This is a genomic window from Microbacterium yannicii (genome assembly GCF_024055635.1).
Classification (GTDB): Bacteria; Actinomycetota; Actinomycetes; order Actinomycetales; family Microbacteriaceae; genus Microbacterium; species Microbacterium yannicii.
In genome coordinates, this window is the sequence record NZ_JAMXMB010000032.1 from 80,381 (window position 1) to 100,828 (window position 20,448).

The 20,448-nt window shown below is 70.8% G+C and carries 20 protein-coding genes; 8 read left to right on the forward strand and 12 right to left on the reverse strand.

Translation table 11 applies throughout. The annotated features are described in order from the left end of the window. The first annotated feature begins 82 nt into the window (after positions 1-82). Both NCG93_RS12780 and NCG93_RS12785 read left to right on the forward strand, forming a co-directional pair. Positions 83-727, forward strand: a complete 645-nt coding sequence (locus NCG93_RS12780) for a DUF2238 domain-containing protein (protein ID WP_194412272.1) — start codon at positions 83-85, stop codon at positions 725-727. Positions 728-764: 37 nt separating this feature from the next. Beyond that, on the forward strand, positions 765-1,565 hold the full coding sequence (locus tag NCG93_RS12785) for an alpha/beta fold hydrolase (RefSeq protein ID WP_194412271.1): 801 nt from the start codon (positions 765-767) through the stop codon (positions 1,563-1,565). Positions 1,566-1,593: 28 nt separating this feature from the next. On the opposite strand, the gene NCG93_RS12790 is transcribed toward NCG93_RS12785, so the two are convergent. The 4 genes from NCG93_RS12790 to NCG93_RS12805 all read right to left on the reverse strand — a co-directional run bounded on the left by NCG93_RS12790 (position 1,594) and on the right by NCG93_RS12805 (position 6,536). Further along, positions 1,594-2,973, reverse strand: a complete 1,380-nt coding sequence (locus tag NCG93_RS12790; protein ID WP_194412270.1) for a dihydrolipoamide acetyltransferase family protein — start codon at positions 2,971-2,973, stop codon at positions 1,594-1,596. Positions 2,974-3,097: 124 nt separating this feature from the next. Further along, positions 3,098-4,063, reverse strand: a complete 966-nt coding sequence (locus tag NCG93_RS12795; protein WP_194412269.1) for an alpha-ketoacid dehydrogenase subunit beta — start codon at positions 4,061-4,063, stop codon at positions 3,098-3,100. A 173-nt stretch (positions 4,064-4,236) separates the two neighbouring features. After that, a complete protein-coding gene (locus NCG93_RS12800; RefSeq protein ID WP_194412268.1) occupies positions 4,237-5,361 on the reverse strand; it encodes a thiamine pyrophosphate-dependent dehydrogenase E1 component subunit alpha in 1,125 nt (374 codons plus the stop codon). A gap of 53 nt (positions 5,362-5,414) precedes the next feature. Next, complete coding sequence (locus tag NCG93_RS12805; protein ID WP_194412267.1) at positions 5,415-6,536, reverse strand: histidinol-phosphate transaminase; 1,122 nt, start codon at positions 6,534-6,536, stop codon at positions 5,415-5,417. 193 nt (positions 6,537-6,729) lie between these two features. On the opposite strand from NCG93_RS12805, the gene NCG93_RS12810 reads away from it, so the two are divergent. Next, entirely contained in the window at positions 6,730-7,119 is a 390-nt protein-coding gene (locus NCG93_RS12810) for a phage holin family protein (protein ID WP_194412266.1), read from the forward strand. 1 nt (position 7,120) lies between these two features. Here NCG93_RS12810 and NCG93_RS12815 read toward each other — a convergent pair whose 3' ends face one another. The 3 genes from NCG93_RS12815 to NCG93_RS12825 all read right to left on the reverse strand — a co-directional run bounded on the left by NCG93_RS12815 (position 7,121) and on the right by NCG93_RS12825 (position 11,805). Next, positions 7,121-8,725, reverse strand: a complete 1,605-nt coding sequence (locus NCG93_RS12815; RefSeq protein WP_194412265.1) for a hypothetical protein — start codon at positions 8,723-8,725, stop codon at positions 7,121-7,123. A 5-nt stretch (positions 8,726-8,730) separates the two neighbouring features. After that, positions 8,731-9,033, reverse strand: coding sequence for a hypothetical protein (locus tag NCG93_RS12820; RefSeq protein ID WP_194412264.1), 303 nt, complete (start codon positions 9,031-9,033; stop codon positions 8,731-8,733). 141 nt (positions 9,034-9,174) lie between these two features. Next, positions 9,175-11,805: an ExeM/NucH family extracellular endonuclease gene (locus tag NCG93_RS12825; protein WP_194412263.1), complete on the reverse strand. Its 2,631-nt coding sequence runs from the start codon at positions 11,803-11,805 to the stop codon at positions 9,175-9,177. A 166-nt stretch (positions 11,806-11,971) separates the two neighbouring features. Between NCG93_RS12825 and NCG93_RS12830 the strand changes: the two genes are divergently transcribed. Both NCG93_RS12830 and purB read left to right on the forward strand, forming a co-directional pair. After that, positions 11,972-12,478: a low molecular weight protein-tyrosine-phosphatase gene (locus tag NCG93_RS12830; protein WP_194412262.1), complete on the forward strand. Its 507-nt coding sequence runs from the start codon at positions 11,972-11,974 to the stop codon at positions 12,476-12,478. Positions 12,479-12,571: 93 nt separating this feature from the next. Continuing rightward, positions 12,572-13,954, forward strand: coding sequence for an adenylosuccinate lyase (purB, locus tag NCG93_RS12835; protein ID WP_194412261.1), 1,383 nt, complete (start codon positions 12,572-12,574; stop codon positions 13,952-13,954). A 261-nt stretch (positions 13,955-14,215) separates the two neighbouring features. Here the strand turns inward: purB and NCG93_RS12840 are convergent, their stop codons facing one another. The 3 genes from NCG93_RS12840 to NCG93_RS12850 form a co-directional block, all read right to left on the reverse strand. Beyond that, a complete protein-coding gene (locus NCG93_RS12840) occupies positions 14,216-14,560 on the reverse strand; it encodes an amino acid transporter (RefSeq protein WP_194412260.1) in 345 nt (114 codons plus the stop codon). Beyond that, positions 14,557-15,321, reverse strand: coding sequence for an acyl-CoA synthetase (locus NCG93_RS12845; RefSeq protein WP_194412259.1), 765 nt, complete (start codon positions 15,319-15,321; stop codon positions 14,557-14,559). The genes NCG93_RS12840 and NCG93_RS12845 overlap by 4 nt, the downstream gene beginning before the upstream one ends. Before the next feature lie 109 nt (positions 15,322-15,430). Then, positions 15,431-16,813, reverse strand: coding sequence for a pyridoxal phosphate-dependent decarboxylase family protein (locus NCG93_RS12850; RefSeq protein WP_194412258.1), 1,383 nt, complete (start codon positions 16,811-16,813; stop codon positions 15,431-15,433). Positions 16,814-17,077: 264 nt separating this feature from the next. On the opposite strand from NCG93_RS12850, the gene NCG93_RS12855 reads away from it, so the two are divergent. Next, positions 17,078-17,515: a hypothetical protein gene (locus NCG93_RS12855; protein ID WP_194412257.1), complete on the forward strand. Its 438-nt coding sequence runs from the start codon at positions 17,078-17,080 to the stop codon at positions 17,513-17,515. 45 nt (positions 17,516-17,560) lie between these two features. Here the strand turns inward: NCG93_RS12855 and NCG93_RS12860 are convergent, their stop codons facing one another. Further along, positions 17,561-18,355 (reverse strand): alpha/beta fold hydrolase, encoded by a 795-nt coding sequence (locus tag NCG93_RS12860; RefSeq protein WP_194412256.1) that lies wholly within the window; start codon positions 18,353-18,355, stop codon positions 17,561-17,563. 173 nt (positions 18,356-18,528) lie between these two features. On the opposite strand from NCG93_RS12860, the gene NCG93_RS12865 reads away from it, so the two are divergent. Together NCG93_RS12865 and NCG93_RS12870 are read left to right on the forward strand one after the other, a co-directional pair. Beyond that, entirely contained in the window at positions 18,529-19,209 is a 681-nt protein-coding gene (locus tag NCG93_RS12865) for a hypothetical protein (protein ID WP_194412255.1), read from the forward strand. A 38-nt stretch (positions 19,210-19,247) separates the two neighbouring features. Next, entirely contained in the window at positions 19,248-19,427 is a 180-nt protein-coding gene (locus NCG93_RS12870; RefSeq protein WP_194412254.1) for a CsbD family protein, read from the forward strand. Positions 19,428-19,498: 71 nt separating this feature from the next. Here the strand turns inward: NCG93_RS12870 and NCG93_RS12875 are convergent, their stop codons facing one another. Continuing rightward, a complete protein-coding gene (locus NCG93_RS12875; protein WP_194412253.1) occupies positions 19,499-20,398 on the reverse strand; it encodes a LysR family transcriptional regulator in 900 nt (299 codons plus the stop codon). Positions 20,399-20,448 lie beyond the last annotated feature (50 nt).

The window sequence follows — 20,448 nt, forward strand, 5'->3', positions numbered from 1 at the left end:
CCGGGCGACGGGCGAACGTCCGTGGAACCGGGCGGACGAACGCGCGTGGGCACCGGCGGGCAGCGCTTGATAGCGTCGGGGCGTGCTTCCGCAGGTCGTCCGCCGCTCACTGCTGCTCGCCCTCCCGTTCCAGGTGGGCGCCCTCGTCGTCGCGCTGGTGCTGTATGCCGCGGGGCTGCCGGCTCAAGTGCTGCTCACGGTGCTGCTCGTCGTCTCGATGTGGGCGCCCGCCGCCGCCGAGCTCGTCTTCCGCACGACGCTGCCGCGCGCGCTGCAGCTGCACTACCTCATCTTCATCACGCTGGGCCCGTACGCGGGGAGCGCGCTGAACGTCTACGTCGCGATCGCCGACTGGGACACGCTGATCCACTTCGACTCGGGCGTGATGCTCGCGTGGCTCGGCATGCTCTGGGTGCGGCGCATGGAGGAGCGGGTGAACGCCGAGTTCCCCACCTGGTTCGGGCTTGCGGTCATCCAGCTCACCGCGATGGCGTTCGCCGCGGCATGGGAGATCTGCGAGTTCGCGAGCGACAACCTGATCGGCACCGTCGCCCAGGGCGGACTCGACGACACGATGTCCGACATCATGGCGGGCACGATGGGCGGGCTCTTCGCGATCGCGCTGCTGCTGATCCTCGGTCGCCCGCGTTCGCTCGCGCCCGCGTCGCTGCTGCGTCCCGAGTATCGGACGGCCGCCGCAGAGGGTCAACGGCCCACAGACGGCTGAGCGTCGCGATGTCGGCGGTGGCGGGGAGTATGGCGCCATGGCATCTGCGACGGCGAGGGACGGGGCACGCGTCTGGTTCGAGACATCCGGTGATGTGACGGGCCCGGGGCTGCCACTGGTGCTCGTCCAGGGGTTCGCGCTCGACCATCACGGCTGGGACTCGGCGATCGATGACTTCAGCGGGCGACCAGTCGTGGTCCTCGATCATCGCGGGACCGGTGACAGCGACGACCGTTTCGCGGACGAGTGGTCGATGCGCGACTTCGCGGGCGACATCATCTCGGTGCTCGACGAGGCCGGGATCGACCGCGCCCACATCTACGGTCACTCCATGGGCGGACGCATCGCACAGTGGCTCGGCGCACGCCATGCCGATCGCATCGCCGGGCTGGTGATCGGTGCCACGACCGTGGGAGATGACACGGGCGTTCCCCGATCCGCGCGCGCGTCCGAAGCGCTCGAGTCCGGTGACCCGGACCGGCTGGCGGCCTTCTTCTATCCGGATGCCTGGATCGCAGCGCACCGCGAGGCAGCGACGAGCGTGATGCCGGCGGCCGCCTCTCCGACGGCGACGAGACAGCATCTCGCGGCGATCGCGAACCATGACGGCCCGACGCCGGCGCAGATCGCCGCACCGGCGCTCGTCATCCATGGCGCCGATGACGAGCTCTGTCCGATGGACAACGCTCGACTTCTGGCCATGCGCATCCCCCGTGCCGAACTGCGTCTCATCGACGGTGCCCGACACGTGTACTGGGCAGGCATGCCGGAAGCGCATCGCGACGTGAACGACTTCCTGCGACGCCATGACCGCGTTCGGCCGATGTCGCTCGCGTGATGCGGAACGGCGAGACCAGCCGCCGGGATCAGTCGAGGAGCAGTGCGGGCTCTTCGAGGATCGACGCCACATCCGCGATGAAGCGCGACATGCCGTCGCCGTCCACCACTCGGTGATCGAACGAGCCGGCGACGGTGGTCACCCAGCGCGGGCGGACCTCGCCGTCGACCACCCACGGCTTCTGCCGGATCGTCCCGAGCGCCACGATGCCGGCCTCGCCGGGGTTGATGATCGGGGTGCCCGCGTCCATGCCGAAGACCCCGATGTTGGTGATCGTGATCGTGCCGCCGTGCTGGTCGGCCGGAGTGGTCTTGCCCTCGCGCGCCGTGAGCGTCAGCTTCTCGAGCGCGCGGGCGAGCTCCCGCATCGACAGGTCCTGCGCGTCCTTGATGTTGGGCACCAGCAGCCCACGCGGCGTCGCCGCGGCGATCCCGAGGTTGACGTAGCGCCGCACGCGGATCTCGGCGCCGCCGTCCGCGTCGACCCACGCGGCGTTCACCATCGGGGTGCGCCGTGCCGCCCAGATCACGGCCCGCGCCATGATCAGCAGGGGCGAGACCTTCGTGTCGGCGAAGTCCGGCGAGGACTTGAGCCGCTTGACGAGCTCCATCGTGCGGGTCGCATCCACGTCGGTCCACACCGAGACGTGCGGCGCCGAATAGGCCGACTGCACCATCGCCGACGACGTGGCCTTGCGCACACCCCGGACGGCGATGGTCTCCTCGCGACCCGCGGCGTCCGGGGCGGGCGTCGACGGCGCGACCTCGACGGGTGCCGGCGCCGACGGACGCGCGGCCGTCGGCGCACCGACCGGAATGGTCTCTTCGCGTACGTCGCCCCACTCGGGCGTCTCGATGTTGCGGAACACGCTCGCCTGCGAGGCGTGCCGTACGACGTCCTCGCGGGTCACCTCGCCGGCGGGTCCGCTCGCGGCGACGGCCGCGAGTTCCACCCCCAGATCACGCGCGAGCTTGCGGATCGGCGGCTTGGCGATGACGCCGACGGATGCCGCGACCCGCTGCTCCGCCGGAACAGCCGGTCCCCGCCGCCGTGACTGGACGTGACCGCCCGTGCCGTAGCCGACGAGCACCGCTCCCTCGCCCTCGGCCGGCTCAGCCGGCTGCCCGTGCTCGGACTGGCCCACGGTCGCCGGGGCCGCGGCATCCGTCTCCGAAGCGATGGTGATGATCGCCGTGCCGACGTTCACCGTGTCGCCCTCGCCGGCCAGCAGGTCGCCGACGGTGCCGGCGAAGGGCGAGGGCAGCTCGACCAGGGACTTCGCGGTCTCGATCTCGACGAGCACGTCGTTCACGGCGACGCTGTCGCCGGGGGCGACCCGCCACTGGACGATCTCGGCCTCGGTGAGACCTTCACCGACATCGGGCAGAACGAACGTCTGGGTGCTCATGGAGTGTCCTTTCGAAAGACCCGGTCGTCGAGCGAGCGTGCGAGACGAAACGCGTGCGACGTTCCGGCCGGTCCGGGCCGTCTCGTCTCGCTCGTTCCTCGCTCGCTCAACGACCGGCTCCCTGTCAGTAGGCGAGAGACCGGTCGACGGCCTCGAGGATGCGGTCGGCGTCGGGCAGGAAGACGCCTTCGAGCTTGGCCGGGGGGAACGGGGCGTCGAAGCCCGACACGCGGAGCACGGGAGCCTCCAGCGCGTAGAACGCACGCTCCATCACCGTCGCGGCGACCTCGGAGCCGAGAGACGTGAAGCCGGGTGCCTCCTGCGCATAGACCATGCGACCGGTGCGGCGCACCGATTCGAGGATCGGGCCGTAGTCCACCGGCGACAGCGAGCGCAGGTCGACGACCTCGATGCTCGTGCCCTCGGCCTCGGCGAGGACGGCGGCCTGCAGCATGGTCGTCACCATGGCGCCGTGGCCGACGAGGGTCACGTCGGTGCCGCGGCGGACGATGCGCGACGCGTGCAGCGGCAGCGCGCGAGCCGACGTGTCGACCTCGCCCTTCTGCCAGTACTTGCTTTTCGGCTCGAGGAAGATCACCGGGTCGGCGGACGCGATCGCGTCCTGGATCATCCAGTACCCGTCGTTCGGCGTCGACGGGCTCACCACCCGCAGGCCCGGGGTGTGCGTGAAGTACGCCTCCGGGCTCTCCTGGTGGTGCTCGATCGCGCCGATGTGCCCGCCGTACGGGATGCGGATCACGACGGGCATCTGCACGGCACCCTCGAGGCGGTTCGTGATCTTCGCCAGCTGCGAGGTGATCTGGTCGAACGCGGGGAAGACGAAACCGTCGAACTGGATCTCGACCACCGGGCGGAATCCCGCGAGCGCGAGCCCGATCGCGGTGCCGACGAGGCCGGACTCGGCCAGGGGGCTGTCGATCACGCGCTGCTCGCCGAACTCGGCCTGCAGCCCCTCGGTGATGCGGAAGACCCCGCCGAGCCGGCCGATGTCCTCGCCCATGAGCAGGACGCGGTCGCTGCCCGCGAGGGACCCGCGCAGACCGGCGTTGATGGCACGGCTGAGAGGCATCGTCGTGACGGTGGATGCCGCCGCCGCCGTCGCGCTCGCCGCCTGCGGAGCCGCCCCCGGTTGCTGAGCCGCTCCCGGTTGCTGAGCCGCCCCCGGTTGCTGAGCCGCTCCCGGTTGCTGAGCCGCCCCCGGTTGCTGAGCCGCTCCCGGTTGCTGAGCCTGTCGAAGCACGGTCACGATGCGCCCCCTTCGAAGGATGCCTCGTACGCGGCGAGCCACTGCCGCTGCTCGTCCATGAGCGGATGCGGCTCCGAGTACACGTGGGCGAAGATGTCGTCCCGATCGAGCCCGCCCAGCGCGTTGGTGCGTACGCGGATGTCGTCGGCGAGCGCCTCGGACTCGGCCTCCACGTCGGCGAAGAACGACTCCGATGCCCCGCGGCTGAGCAGGAAGGCCTTCGTGCGCGAGAGCGGGTCTCGGCGCCGCCACGCCTCCTCCTCGCTGGACGGCCGGTACTTCGTCGGGTCGTCGCTCGTGGTGTGCGGGCCGAGGCGATAGGTCATCGCCTCGATCGCCTGCGGGCCGCTGCCGGCACGCGCGTCGTCGAGGGCCGCCCGCGTCACGGCCCAGCTGGCGAGGACGTCGTTGCCGTCGATCAGCGTGCTCGGCATCCCGTAACCCGCACCGCGCTTGTACAGCGGCGCCCGGGACTGCGTCGAGACCGGTACGGAGATCGCCCACTGGTTGTTCTGCAGGAAGAACACCTCGGGGGTGCGGTAGCTCGCGGCGAAGACCATCGCCTCGTGCACGTCGCCCTGACTGGACGCGCCGTCGCCGTAGTAGACGATGACGGCCTCGTCGCGGTCCGCGTCGCCGGTGCCGCAGCGGCCGTCGAAGACGAGGCCCATCCCGAAGCCCGTCGCGTGCAGCGTCTGCGAGCCCAGCACGAGCGTGTAGATGTGGGTGTTGCCGTTCTTCGGGTCGGTCGGATCCCATCCGCCGTGTGTGAGGCCGCGCATCACACGGATGATGTCGATCGGATCGACGCCGCGGATCTTGGTCACGACGTGCTCGCGGTAGGACGGGAAGATGTGGTCCTGCGGCCGCGCCGCGCGGGCGGAGCCGACCTGCGCCGCCTCCTGGCCGTAGCTCGGCGGCCAGAGCGCCAGCTGCCCCTGACGCTGGAGGTTCGTCGCCTGCACGTCGAACGCGCGGATGACGGCCATGTCGCGGTAGAACGTCTCGAGGTCGGCGTCGCTCAGTGCGTCCACGGCGTCGCGATAGGGCTCCGCTGCGGGGGTGGGCGCGTACCTGCCGTCCGCTTCGAGGAAGCGGACGATCGCGGGGTCTTCGGGCATCGTGGGTTCCGAAGGTGCCGTGGCGCCAGTCGTCACCGAGTCTTCAGGCGGGGTCACCGTTCTACGCTAGCCCGCACTCCTGCGTGCCCTTCGGGGAGGTTCTTCACAACGGATGCTGCAATCCCTAGGACCTTCTCGACAGATTCCTCTTCGCCGACCGAGATACGGATGCCGTCGCCCGCGAATGGACGGACGATCAGGCCCGCCTCTTCGAAGGCCGCCGCGAACGTCGCGGTCTCGTCGCCGACGGGGAGCCACACGAAGTTTCCCTGCGCCTCGGGCACGTTCCAGCCGGCCTCGCGGAGTCCCGCCGCGAGCCGATCGCGACGATCGGCGATCACGCGGACGCGCTCGAGCAGCTCGTCCTCCGCGTCGAGGCTCGCGAGCGCCGCGGCCTCGCCGTGGGCGGTGACCGACAGCGGAATCGCCGTGCTGCGGGCCGCGTCGAGGACGCGCGGATGGCCGACGGCGTAGCCGACGCGCAGTGCGGCCAGGCCGTACGCCTTCGAGAAGGTGCGCAGCACGACCACGTTGGGATGGGCGTTCGTCGCGAGCACCGTGGCGCCGTTGACCGCCTCAGGATCTGTGACGAACTCGGAGTACGCCTCGTCGAGGATCACGAGGACGTCGGCCGGCACGCGCGCGACGAAGGCGTCGAACTCCGCCTGCGTCACGATGGGACCGGTGGGGTTGTTGGGGCTGCAGACGATGATCGTGCGGGTCCGCTCCGTGATCGCGGCCGCCATCGCGTCGAGGTCGTGGCGCGCGCCGGCGCCGAGCGGCACCTCGACGGCCGTGGCGCCGGCCACGACGGCCAGCCACGGATAGGCCTCGAACGAGCGCCACGCGTAGATGACCTCGTCGCCCGGTCCGGAGGTCGCCAGGACGAGCTGGGCCAGGATGGAGACGCTGCCGGCGCCGATGTGGACGCCGTCGGCGCCCACGCCGAATCGCTCGGCGAGGCGCTCGCGCAGCCGTGCGGCACTCGCATCCGGATATCTGTTGAGCGCTGTCGCGGCCTGGACGCGCTCGAGCACGCCGGGCAGGGGGTCGAACGGGTTCTCGTTGCTCGACAGCTTGAACGCCTCGGCGCCGGCCTGCCGGCCCTGCTTGTACGGCGGCAGCGCGGCGACCTCGGGGCGCACGCGCACGGGGATCTCGGGAGCGTCGGTCACGGTCCCGAGTCTACGAGCGCGACTGGATGCCGCGACCCTGGCGTTCGAACTCGTGCTGTCGGTCGCCCAGAGTCAGAGGGAACTGGATGAGATCGCCACGGTGATCGCCGACCACATCATCCGCGACGCGTAGCCCGACTCGCGGGAGCCCGCCCTTCCTGCCCATCGGTCGCCATGGAAGACTGGGCGGACTATGGGCTTCCTCCTCCGCGTCGTCATCAACGCGTTCGCGATCTGGGTCGTCACCCTGATCCCGGCGCTCCAGGTCTTCGTCGTCCCGTTCCCCCCGGGAGACACGCTCCAGACGGTGCTGACGCTGCTGATCGTGGCGGCGATCTTCGCGCTCGTGAACACCATCATCGGCACCGTGATCAAGGTGCTGGCCTTCCCGCTCTACATCCTGACGCTGGGGCTCATCGGCCTCCTCATCAACGCGTTCCTGCTGTGGCTCACGGCGTGGCTCACGCACTGGTGGAACTGGGGTCTGCGCGTCGAGGACTTCTGGTGGGGCGTCGTCGCGGCCGTCATCATCACCCTGATCAACTGGGTCTTCGGCATCATCCTCCGTCCCCGCAAGGACTGACTCAGCCGGCGCCGCGCGCCGCGGCGTACTCGGTGACCTCGACCGCCTCTGCACGGGAGAGATCGTCGAACACACCGCGGAGGGCATCCACCCGCGGATCGGACGAGCCGTCGACGAGCGCTGCCGTGTCGGCGTACGCGGTCAAGCGGTGGGCGGGCAGGCCGGCGTCATCGGGACCGGTGTCGGGGTCCGATACGCGTTCGACCAGGAAGCTGCCCGGCGAGCCCACCGGTTCGGCGTGCCCGCCGCCCGCGAGCGCCACGACGGGGTCGTCGGCGTGGCGCACCGCGACGCTCAAGGTGCCCGGCCCCACATCCGCGTCCACGGGCGAGCCCAGCGAGACGAGCGTGCGGGTGTCGTACGGACCCTCCAGCGCGAGATGCGCCCCGATCATCGCGCCCTGCGAGAACCCGAAGACGTGCACCGCCTCTCCCGGCTGCGCACCGGCAGCGGCGAGCGCGGCCTCCGTCGCGGCGTAGGAGTCCGACATCCTTCCCGCGTACAGCTCCACGTTCGACGCGTTGTCCCAGGCGTCCGGGCCGCCCACCGCGCCCGACTGCATGCCGGCGATGTAGACGGCGAACTGGCGCGAGCCGTCGGGCATCGTGTAGCGCTCGACACGCACCCTGGCATCACCCTCGCTCGGGATCCGCACCGTCGCCGCCGCCAGGCTGTGCGGCGCGATGGAGCCGGGCGAGCGTCCGCCGACGGTGCTGAGCCGGCCTCCTTCGCCGGCGCCGAGCAGCGCGCCGACGCGGTTGTCCGCGGTCAGGGGCGACACGCCCATCGCCGGCCCCGCGCTGCCGGGTGCGGCCGGCGTCACGGGCGTGAGCATCACCGGACCTGCCGTCCCCGAGAGCCGCGCCTGCCGTGAGAGCGTCCCCGCGCCGACGAGTCCGGCGGTGATCGCCCCGCCGAGCGTGAGCACGCCGGCACCGGCACCCACCACGATGGCACCGGGATCGCTGATCTCGCTCCCGATGGCGACGCCCCACTGCGTCGCCTGCCGCACCAGTTCGGACGGCCACATGACGCCGTACCCGAACTCCGCCCCGAGCGCCATCCGCCAGGCGTCGGGGTGCCGGTCGACCAGTGCGCCCAGCCGCAGATCGAGACGCTCGGCGCGTGCCGCGTCGCCCGCGAGGACCGCGGCTCGGTGCGCGGCCTGGATCTCGACCATCTCGTACGCGCAGCCCGCCTCGCGCAGCGCGCGAGCGATCTCCTCCGCCTCGGCCTGCGCCGCCTCGAGCCTGTTGACGAGCACGGATGCCGACGCCGGGGCCTCGCCTGCGGCCGCCGACAGCGCCCGCATGGCCCGCTGCAGCCGTCGCACGTGCTCGGCGATCCCCGACAGCTCTTCTGCGGCTGCGTCGAACCGCACGGCCGCGGCCGACAGCGTCGCCGTGTCGACGGCGACGGCGCCGCCGCTGCGGATCTGCAGGCCGTCGTCGACACGTGGCCAGTTGTCGGCCGCGAGGCTGATGATCCCGTCGCTCGGTCCTAGCCGCCCGGGCTGGCGGGCGAGGTCCGGTGCGAGGATCTCGGTGGGCGACGCGACGTCGTCGCCTGCGAAGGCCGGAGGCAGCGTGTCAGCGCCGGGTGACACGCTGCTCATCGCACGCCGCCGGGGAACAGGGCGGTGTACGACTCCGCGAATGCGGCGCGGTCGCGCGCGCGGGCGAGGTCGTGGCGCGCCGTCTCCGCGACGCAGGAGAGGCCCGACACGTCGCCCGCCCAGGCCGTCGCCCGGTCATGGAACGCCGTCGCGGCCTTGGCCTGCCAGTCGACGGCATCGGCGAGGCCCCGGGCGGCATGCGCGGCATCCGTCAGGCGATCGAGCAGGCGCGAGAGCTCCCGCTCGATGTGGGAGAGCTGCTGAGCGGCCGAGTCGCCGGCGGGAGGTGCGAACGTCACACGTCGATGATCGTCGGCGGCGGCGTGCCGCTTCGTGCCCCGGCGACGATCCGTGGACAACCCCACTGCGACCGCAGAAGGGGAGGAGGGGCGCCGTTCCGCGACGGAACGACGCCCCTCCGGGGGCGGAGCGCTCGTCGGCTACTTGCCCACGACCACCTCGACGGTGTCGGATGCGGTGTTGCCCGCGGCATCCGTCGCCGTCCAGGTGAAGCGGTAGACCGCTCCCTTCACAGCCCTGACCTCGAAGGTGTCCTCATCGATCTGCTCCCATGTCGCCTTCGAGGAGCCCGTCACGGTGACGTCGGTGAGCTCGACGGTGACGTCTTCGCCGCTGTCGTCAGCGGCGTCGATCGAGAACTGCACGGTGCGCATCTTCTTGTTCGGAGGCCAGACGGTCTCCGGATCAGCGGTCACCTCGATGGTGGGATCGGTCGTGTCCGGCGGCGTCAGGTTCAGGCCGACGATCACCGGGTCGTGGTCGCTCGAGCGGTACGGGTCTGGCGCCCAGAGGGCGTCCTGCGCCGGCAGCTTGAACGACATGTCGTAGTCGATGAGGCTGGGCTCGTCGGCGTTGATGTGCCACGCCGATACGCCCGACACATCGGCGAGCAGCGCCGGCTGTGCGAGGGCGTAGTCGAGGTAGCCCAGCTGCCCGTCGAACACGTACGAGTACGCGTGCTCGCCGTTGAACTGCTTCTCGAGGTCGGTGAAGCCGCCCGCGACGAACGCGTCGATCGAGTCCTCGTGGTCGTACGAGTTGAGGTCGCCGATCACGATGGCACGTCCGTCCGGCGCCACCGTGGTGTTCAGCCAGGTAGTCAGGGCCTTCGCGGCCGCGGTGCGCACGGCGCTGCAGTTGCCCTGCCCGTCACCGAGGTCGGGGCTCTCGGCGCAGGCCGAGCCCTTCGACTTCAGGTGGTTCACCGACACCACGAACTCCTCGCCGGTCTCGGTCGAGGCGAATCGCTGGGTGAGCCCCGGACGGTTGCGCTCGTCGGACCAGGTCGGGTCGACCGCGCTCGTCATCAGCAGGTGCGTGCCCACCGGTGCGACGGAGGCCTGCTTGTAGATGATCGCCGTCGCGATGGCGTCCGTGCCGATGACGCCGGTCGTGACGGGCACGTACGTGCCCGGGCCGACCTTCGCGTTCAGCGCGTCGGCGAGCGCCTGCACCGCCGTGCCGTTGTTCTCGATCTCGAGCAGTCCGAAGACGTCCGCGTCGATGTCGGCGAGCGCCGAGACGATCTTGTCCTGCTGGCGCTGGAACTCCTCGGTCGTATCGGCGCCGCGGTAGTAGCTGTCGTCGTTCGAGTTGGCCGGGGTCGGGTCGATCGAGGTGAAGTAGTTCAGCACGTTGAAGCTCGAGATCTTCACGTCGCCGCCTACGTCGGGAACCTCCGGACGCGGGTTGGCGACCGTGAAGTCGGCGCCCTCGGTCGGCTGCACGCCCCACGCGTCGAAGCGGTAGTCCAGCACGCCGGTGGCGTTCTGCACGAGGTCGCCGCTGCGGAACGAGTGGTCGAGCGTGAAGACGTCCCCATCGGGGTGGATCGCCGGGTCGGGGTTCTGCGTGCCCCGGCCGTCGTCGAGCGTGATGCTGTTCTCGAGGTTGGCTGCGGCCAGCGCGACGGCTGCGGCCCCCGGCTCGACGACCGCGGTGGGGGTGTCCAGGCGACCGTTGGTCAGCGTGACCGTGCCGAAGCGGCCGTACTCGAACGTCTCGCCGATCGCGAGGTTCTGCGGGAGCGTAACGTACATGCCCTCGAGCGCCTCACGCTGGGAGACGGACGCGGGCAGGGTCAGGGGGACCGCTGCCGGCAGCGGGTTGCCGGTGGAGCAGACCTCCACGTCCGCCGCGACGATCTCCGTAAGGCCGAACTGCTCCTTGACCGCCCCCGCGACGCTGACACTGTCGCCGGCGTCGACCGCGGCACCGCCCGGCGCGTAGACGAAGACGCCGTCGGAGGTCGCGGAGTCGCCGTCTCCGGCATCCTGCACGTAGTAGCCGTCGTAGCCGCCGCTCTGGAAGTCGCCCACGACGATGCCCTCGATCAGCACGTCCTGTCCCGGGATCGGCGTCGCCGCGCCGGAACCCTGGACGGACCCGATGGTCGCCGGGGTCGCCGCGCAGTCCGCGACGGGGTCCGGCTCGGGCTCGGGGTCCGACCCGTGCGAGCCGAGGCCGTCGAAGGTGTCGCTCGCGTAGCCGGTCCACTCGACCGCGGGGTCGAACGGGTTCGTGCCGTCGGTGTCGCCGGTCAGCACGCTCGCGTTGCGGCGGAGCGTGTGATTGGCCGTCGTCGTCAGCCCGGTGCCCCATTCGGTGCCGGGGTCGACGCCGATCTGGCCGATGACGTCGACGACGACGTCGGCCTTCACCAGTGCGACGGCGTCATCGCCGTTGTAGAGCCCCGTGGTCGTGCCCGTGACCTGGTCGGCGACGGCGAGGATGGTGCCGTCGGCCGCACCGTGCGCGAGCACGTAGACATCGCCGGGTGCGACAGAGCCCGTGAGGGGGATGGTCAGGCCGGCAGAGGGGGAGCCGTTGGAATACTGCTTCAGCGCGTACCCGGAGGCCGCGAGGTCGACCGCAGCCGTCGACGGGTTGTAGATCTCGATCGCCTTGTTGTTGGACGATCCTTCGACGTATTCGCTGATGAACAGATCTCCGGATGCCGCGGCCGCAGGTGCGGCGAAGGCCACCACGCCCGCGGAGGCGAGCGTGAGGGCCGCGACGGCGGCGGTGAGTCTGCGGGGTGATGGGGACACGGAACCTCCACGGGACGGCGGCGATCGGTGGATCGCGCAGAAGACGCAGGCAGGCCGGTCGCCTCCCCGCTCGTCACAAGCTAGATGAGCGGCATCCCTCCATGGAAGACCCCCCGCGAGGAGAGACTCTTAACGTTCGGCGTCGGCTCGGTCCACAATGGAACCCATGACCGCGACCGACGTGGCGCCCTTCCGCGTCGTGTTCGTATGCACGGGCAACATCTGCCGCTCTCCGATGGCCGAGGTGGTGTTCCGGGAATTCGCGGATGCCTCGGGCCTGGGCGCCCGCGTGGCGTCGACCAGTGCCGGCACCGGCGACTGGCACGTGGGCGAGCAGGCCGATCTCCGCACCATCGCCGCCCTCGAGCGCGCCGGCTACGACGGCGCCCACCATCGTGCGCGGCAGTTCACGCACGCCGACTTCGCGCGCAGCGATCTCGTGGTCGCACTGGACCGCAGCCACGAGCGGATCCTGCGCGGGTGGGCGCGCACCGAGGGGGACGCCGACAAGATCGCCCTGCTGCTGTCGTTCGATCCGTCGGCGCACACCCTCGACGTTCCCGATCCGTACTATGCCGGGCCCGGAATGTTCGACGAGGTGCTCGGTATGATCGAGAGTGCGAGCCGGGCGCTCTTCCGGCAGCTCGAACCCGCCATCCGCCCACTGCCATGACTCCGTCGCCGTGACCTCCGCCGTCACGACATCGGATCGACGGTCGGTCCGCTGATCGCCGCCACACGATCTCCGAGACCGACGGGAGCCACCGTGACCTCACTTCCTCCGCAGCCCCTCAGCCCTCTCGACGGGCGCTATCGCCCCGCCGTCGGCGAGCTGGGCGAGTACCTGTCCGAGGCCGGCCTGAACCGCGCCCGCGTCGAGGTGGAGGTGGAGTGGCTCATCGCCCTCACCGACCGCTCGCTCTTCGGCTCCGCTCCGCTGCCGGATGCCGACAAGGCGCGTCTGCGTGCGCTCTACCTCGAGTTCGGGCAGGCCGAGATCGACTGGCTCGCCGAGAAGGAGGCGGTGACCCGCCACGACGTCAAGGCCGTCGAGTACCTCGTGCGCGACCGGCTCTCGACGCTCGGCCTCGACGCGATCGCAGAGCTCACGCACTTCGCGTGCACGAGCGAGGACATCAACTCGACCTCGTACGCGCTGACCGTGCAGCGCGCGGTCAAGCGCGTGTGGCTGCCGAAGCTGCGCGCCGTCATCGCCGCCCTCGCCGAGCTCGCCGTGGAGCACCGGGACGCCGCGATGCTCTCCCGCACCCACGGGCAGCCGGCGACGCCCTCCACGATGGGCAAGGAGCTGGGCGTGTTCGCCTGGCGTCTCGCTCGCGTCGCCGACCAGATCGAGGGCGGGGAGTACCTCGCGAAGTTCTCGGGCGCCACGGGCACCTGGTCGGCGCATCTCGCCGCCGCTCCCGACGTCGACTGGCCGGAGCTCTCCCGGGCGTTCATCGAGGGGCTCGGTCTCGACTTCAACATCCTGACGACCCAGATCGAGTCCCACGACTGGCAGGTCGAGCTCTATGACCGCGTGCGGCATGCCGGCGGCATCCTGCACAATCTCGCGACCGACATCTGGACGTACATCTCGATCGGCTACTTCACGCAGATCCCGGTCGCCGGGGCGACCGGCTCGTCGACGATGCCGCACAAGATCAACCCGATCCGGTTCGAGAACGCCGAGGCGAACCTCGAGATCGCGGGCGGACTGCTGGCGACGCTCTCGCAGACGCTGGTCACGAGCCGCATGCAGCGCGACCTGACCGACTCGACCACGCAGCGCAACATCGGCGTGGCGTTCGGGCACGCGCTGCTCGCGCTCGACAATCTGCAGCGCGGGCTGCGGGAGATCTCGCTGGCCGACGACGTGCTGCTGGCCGACCTCGACGCCAACTGGGAGGTGCTCGCCGAGGCCATCCAGACGGTCGTGCGCGCCGAGATCGCGGCCGGTCGGTCGCAGATCACCGACCCTTACGCCCTCCTCAAGGACCTCACCCGCGGCCGCCGGGTCGGTGCGCCCGAGCTCGCCGAGTTCGTGCGCGGCCTCGACATCGGCGACGACGCGAAGGAGCGCCTGCTCGCGCTCACCCCCGCGACGTACGACGGCCTCGCCTCGAAGCTGGTCGACGAGCTCGGCTGACCTCGCGGTCACCGAGCCTGCCGAAGCGTCCGCCCCGGTCGTTGAGCGAGGGAGCGCCAGCGACCGAGACGAAACGCCTCGAGCCGACGTTCCGCGCCCGGGCGCGTTTCGTCTCGCTCGTTCCTCGCTCGCTCAACGACCGGAACCACCACCCCGGTCGCTGAGCTTGTCGAAGCGCCCGTCCCCGGTCGTTGAGCGAGGGAGCGCCGGCGACCGAGACGAAACGCGGCCGGGCGGAACTCCGGCACCGCGCCTGCGGCGTCAGGCCTTCGGGTCACCGGATGCCGCGGCATCCGGGTTCTCGCCCTGCTCCGGCTTCTCGGAGTCGTCGTTGAATAGCACGGGCCGGTCGATCTGCTTCGTCACCTGCGCGGGGTCGACGGCGAGCAGCAGCAGCGACACGATGAGCAGCACGGCGATGAAGCTGACTCCGGCGATGACGAGGGCGGTGACGACCGCGCGCCCTGCCTCGCCGGCGGTGCGCTGCTGGAAAAAGCCCATTGAGACGAGCGTCACGACTCCCGCGAACAGCGCGGCGCCGAAGGCCAGCCCAAGCAGCTGCAGGGGCTTCATCAGGTCGCGGCGGGTGGGGCTGTCGTGGCTCACGCGGAGTCCTTCTGCGGGGTGGGGTCGGCGGATGCGGGTGCGTCCGCCGTGGCGCTCTCGGCCGTGAAGCTCGCGGCGGTCTCGGGCTCAGCGGTGACGGCGGCGGTATCGGCGGTGCGCGGCGAGAAGCCGGCGATGCCGAGGTACACCGCGACGATCGCCGCGTAGCCGCCGAAGAGGCCGACGCCGATCGTGATGCCGGTGAGGGTGAACGTCGCGTGCGCCTCTTCGATCGTGTAGTCCAGCGCGTAGGCGGGCTGGACGAAGAGGAGGCCGATGCCGAGCAGGATCGTGATCGCGCCGATGACGGCGCCGTCGCGGCTCTCGGAGCGCGGCCCGGCCGGAACGGCAGGACGAGCGTCGGCGATGCCGGGGGCGATCTCACGGCGCTCGCGCCGGCCGGCGAGCCCGCGCCATCCGGCGATGAGCTCGAGCACGCCGCTCAGGAGCGCCCACACGATGACGATGGCGAAGTAGCCGGCCACCGTGCGCAGCGGGTAGAGGCCGCTCGCCATGCCTGCGGCCACGGTCACGCCCCCGATGGCTGCGGCCGGCCAGCGGCGACCCGCCGGATAGACCAGCCACACCGAGAGCAGCAGCACGAGTCCGGTCGCGATGGCGAAGCCGCTGAAGACCGCGCTGCCCACGGCCGCCGAGTGATCCGGCGAGAACGTGATCATGAGCGCCGCGATGGCAGCGAACGCGGCGCGCGCGAGCTGGACATGGCGCACGGCGAACGTGCGGGAATCGGCTGAGGTCACGGTGATCCTGCGGAGGAGCGGGTTCTCAGAAGCGAGAACGGATGCCCTCAGTCTACGTGCGTCGTAGGTGACAGCATCCTGAACCCCTCCCGGGCCCGGCTCCTCGCTGTCAGGAGAGGGTGTCGAGGATGCCGGTGAGCAGCTCGAACGTGGTGAGCGGCGAGACGATCGCGAAGCGCAGCACCGGCTCGCCGGCGTGCGAGCTCGGAACGACGAAGGCGTGCTGCTCCTCCAGGAGGCGGTCGGACCACGCCTCGTAGTCCGCGAGCGTCCAGCCCTCGCGGCGGAAGACCACGACCGACAGCTGCGGGTGGCGCACCAGCGACAGGCCCTCGCGCGCCTCGATCTCGTCGGCGATCCGTCGGGCGAGATCGATGCCGTACTCGATCGTGGCGCGGTACTGCTCGGTGCCGTGCGTCGCGAGGGAGAACCACATCGGCAGCCCGCGGGCCCGGCGGGTGAGCTGGATGGCGAGGTCGGACGGATTCCAGTCCGGCTTGCCGGTGAGCGTGTCGAGGTACTCGGCCTTCTGCGTGTGCGCCGACAGGGCCAGCGCGGGCTCGCGATAGATCAGCGCGCAGGCGTCGAACGGTGCGAACAGCCACTTGTGCGGGTCGACGATGAGCGAGTCGGCGAGGCCGACGCCGTCGAACGCCGGTCGCATGCGCTCGACGAGCATCGCCGCGAGCCCGTAGGCGCCGTCGACGTGGAACCACACGCCGCGCTCCCGCGCGACGGCCGCCACACTCGCGATGTCGTCCACGATGCCGAAGTTCGTGGTGCCGGCAGTGGCCACCACCGCGAAGACGGCGTCGCCGTGCTCGTCGAGCACGCGCGCGACCGCCTCGCCGTGCAGGCGCCCATCGGCATCGACCTCGGCGGTCGCGACATCCACATCCATCACAGCGGCGGCCGACGCGATCGACGAGTGCGCCTCCGCGCTGCAGACGACGACCCACCGCGGCGGCGTCGCCCGCCCCTCTTCGGCCGTGCGTCGGCGCGCGGCATCCCGTGCCGTGACGAGCGCCGAGAGGTTGCCGATCGTGCCGCCCTGGACGAACACGCCGCCGGAGCCCGCCGGCATCCCGAACTCCGAGGCGAGCCAGTGCAGCACCTCGTTCTCGGCGTAGACGGCACCGGAGCCCTCCATCCACGAGCCTCCGTAGATGGCGGATGCCGACACCACGACGTCGAACGCCAGTGAGGCCTTCGTCGGGGCGGAGGGGATGAACGACAGGTAGCCGGGGTGGTCGGTCGACACGCAGGACGGGGCGAGCACGTTCTCGAACAGCGCGATGGCCCGTCGCGAGCCGATGCCCTCTGCGGTGATCGAGCCGGAGGCCAGGCGCTCGAGGTCCCGCGGCGTCATCGGCTTGTCGAGCGGCACATCCTCGTAGAGCGCCCGGCGGCGTGCGTACTCGAGGACGTCCTCTACGGTGTGGCGGGTGTCGGACGAGATGGCGTGCATGTGGTCGGGGGACGTCTCTGGCATGGCGCTCCTCGGTCGACGCTGACGGGTTCGGGTGCAGATCACGCTAGACCACCGCGCCATGCCGGCACATCCTCTCCGGTTCGGGGCGCATCGCGTCCGTTCGGGGCGCGCCGCGAACGCCCCGAACGCCCGTGGCGCGCCCCGAACCCGGGGCGGGGGACAGGTGCGCGCGATCGGGCAGAAATGGAGAAGCACGGCGGATGCCGCGGCCGTAGCGTGATGGACATCAGGCGCACAGCGCCCCGAGCGTGAAGGAAATGGACCATGGCTGACAAGACATCCGAGAACCTGTCGCAGATCGAGCGCGACGCCGTCAAGGCGCGCGCGAAGGAGCTGCGCGAGCAGGCCAAGGCGGGCAAGAACCGCGAAGCGGGTGCGAAGCAGGTGCAGGAGGCAGTCGCCAAGCTCGAAGGGCTGGACCGGCAGATCGCCGAGGCCTTCGTGGCGCTGGTGGGCGATGTCGCGCCCGAGCTGATGCCGAAGACCTATTACGGCTTCCCGGCGTATGCGAACGCCGCGGGCAAGGTGGTCGTGTTCTACCAGCCGGCGAGCAAGTTCAAGACCCGGTACGGCACCATCAGCTTCGACGAGTCGGCGCAGCTCGACGACGGCGACGTCTGGCCGGTCAGCTACGCGGTGGTCGCCTGGAACGACGCGGCGGAGAAGAAGTTCCGCGCCCTCGTGGCGACCGCCGCGTCCTGAACGCAGTGGCGACCGCCGCGTCCTGAGCGCCGCCGCGGCGCGGCCTCACTCCAGGAACTGGAGGGCCGCGTCGCGGAACGCGCGCGAGCCGGGGGTGTTGAAATGATGCCGCCCCGGGATCTCGACGAAGGTGCCGTGCGGAGCTGTCGCGGCGAGTATGCGCGAGCGCTCGAGGATCGCGTCCTCCGAACCGGTCGCGAACAGCACCGGCTGCCGGGGTGGACGCTCGGGATCGGGGTCGGCGTCGCCGAATCGCATGCCTTCGGCCAGCGCGATCAGCGCACGCAGATCGTTGTCGGGCACCCGCTCCGCCAGCCGGACGTAGTTCTGGGTGACGGCGTCGCTCAGTGGTATGCCCTGCTCGGCATATGCGCGCGCCTGGTCGATCCGCAGGCGTCCGAGCGGCCGGCCGTCGGGGATGCCGCCCAGCACGGCGCGGCTGATGTGCTCGGGCGCATCCACCGCCAGCTGCCATCCGACGCGAGCGCCGAGCGAGTACCCGACGTAGCGCACCGCGTGGACGAGATACGTGTCGAGCACAGCGATGAGGTCGGCCACGAAGGCGGCCATCGAGTAGGCATGAGCGTCGTCGGGCTTGTCGCTCGCCCCGTGGCCGCGCTGGTCGACGCCGATCACGCGGTAGCCCGCCGTGGTCAGCATCCGCACCCAGCCGGTGTCGACCCAGTTGTCGCGGCAGCTCGACGCGAACCCGTGCACGCACAGCACGGGCTCGCCGTCCGGCTCGCCCCATTGGTACGTCGCGAGACGGTAGCCCTCGCTCGACATGATGTAGCTCGGCGGCGGCATCTCGGTGCGAACAACGGGGGCGACGGCATCCATATCCGCCATTCTGCTCTGCAGGGGGCCGGGACGCGCGGACCCGGGCGGCGGCACGTCATGAGCGGGGCTCGCAGGGCCCGCGATACCCGGTCGGGAGGTGCGGAGAGTACGCTCTTCGGCCACTGTTGACAAGTGGGCTGAGTGATCTCAGGTGTTCCGCCTAACGTCGCGGCATGAGCACGGACGACACCCGAGGTGTACCGCCGACGCAGCCGTTGGCTCCGCGGCGGACCGACACCGACCTCGACCGCGACGGAGTCGCCGACCGCAACGAGGCCTCGCTGCGGGACACCGTCGTGGCACGGGAGCACGAGCGTTTCGGCGGCATGAAGTTCGGCGCCGCCTTCTTCGGATGGCTGACGGCCCTCGGCGCACTCGTGGCGCTGACCGCGGTGGTCGCCGCGATCGGGGCGGCGACGGGACTCGCCTCGCCCGAGACCGTGGAAGACGCCGTCGACGCGGCCGACCAGAACCTCGGGACGGCGACGATCATCGGCGCGATCGCCATCGCGATCGTGCTGTTCATCGCCTACTTCGCCGGCGGGTACGTCGCCGGGCGCATGGCGCGGCTGAGCGGCGCCAAGCAGGGTCTGGCCGTCTGGCTGTGGGCGATCCTGATCGCGATCGTCGTCGCGATCGTGACGGCCATCGCCGGTACCCAGTGGGACATCCTGGCGAACGTCGACATCTTCCCCCGCATCCCGGTGACCGCCGATACGGCGACCTGGACCGGCATCCTCACCGCCATCGGCGCCGCGGTGATCACGCTCATCGCGGCGATCCTCGGCGGCGCCGCCGGCATGCGGTACCACCGTCGCGTCGACCGGGCCGGCTTCGGCGACGACCGGGTCTGACACTCGACCTCTATCCACCACGAGAAGGGAGATCCACCATGGGTCTGGACGATGACATCAAGCACAACGCGGAAGAAGTGAAGGGCAAGGCGAAGGAGGCGGTCGGCGACGCGACCGACAACGAGCGTCTGCAGGCTGAGGGCGTGGGCGACCAGGCCAGCGCCAAGATCAAGAAGGCCGGCCAGGACGTGAAGGACGCGTTCACCGACGATCGGTGATCTAGCCACGACGGTGCCCCGGACCCCCACGGGTCCGGGGCACCGTCGTGTCCGAGTGCCGGACGACCGCCTCAGAAGACGTCCCAGTCCCGGGCGCGTTCGACGAGCGCGTCGATGACGCGCGTCGCGGCGGCGCCCCGCGAGGCGCCGGCGCGGATCGCGAGGTGCAGCGTGTTGATCGGCGCTTCGGCCGATCGATGCAGCAGCTCCACGGTGCCCGCCCCGATCGCGGGCTCGGCCAGGTAGCGCGGCAGAGCCGAGATCCCGGCTCCCGCGATCACTGCTGCGAGCACCGCCCGCAGATCGGGCACGATCATGGCCACGGTGTTGGCCGGCCGGTGGCCGAACTGGCTGCGCCAGTAGCGCCGCACGATCGACAGATCCGCGTCGTACGCGACCAGCGGCAGATGCCTCAGCGCCTCGGCGGGGTCCGCGGCGAGGCGATGCCGGTCGATCGTGCCGGCGAGCGAGGGCGCACCCACGAGCACGAACTCCTCATCGACCAGACCTCGATAGCGGATGCCGCGGATCGGCGTGCGCACCGACGACACGACCACGTCGAGACCGCCGCCGGCGAGCAGTGCGAGCAGATCATGGGCGAGTCCGAGCGTGAACTCGACGCGGACGCCACGGCCCGTGAGCGGGGCCAGCGCGGGGACCACTCGTGCCGCGACCACATCGCTCGCGCCGCCCACCCTCACCGTCTCGGCGGGTCCGACCTCCGGCACCGTCCACACCTCTCGCAGGCGGTCGACCGGTGCGGACACCCGTGCGGCGAGCGCATCGCCCGCGGCGGTGGGGGTCACGCCGCGCACGGATCGCGTGAAGAGCGGCGTTCCCAGCTCCGTCTCGAGGCGGGCGATCCGTTCGCTCACGGACGGCTGGCTGATGCCGAGGCGCGCCGCTGCGGCCGTGATCGAGCCCGCGCGATGCACCTCGAGGAACGTGTGCAGCAGGTCGAGCTCTTGCACGCGGCATCCTTCCATCAAGAAATCTATGGCGCCCTCTCATCATAGGAAAT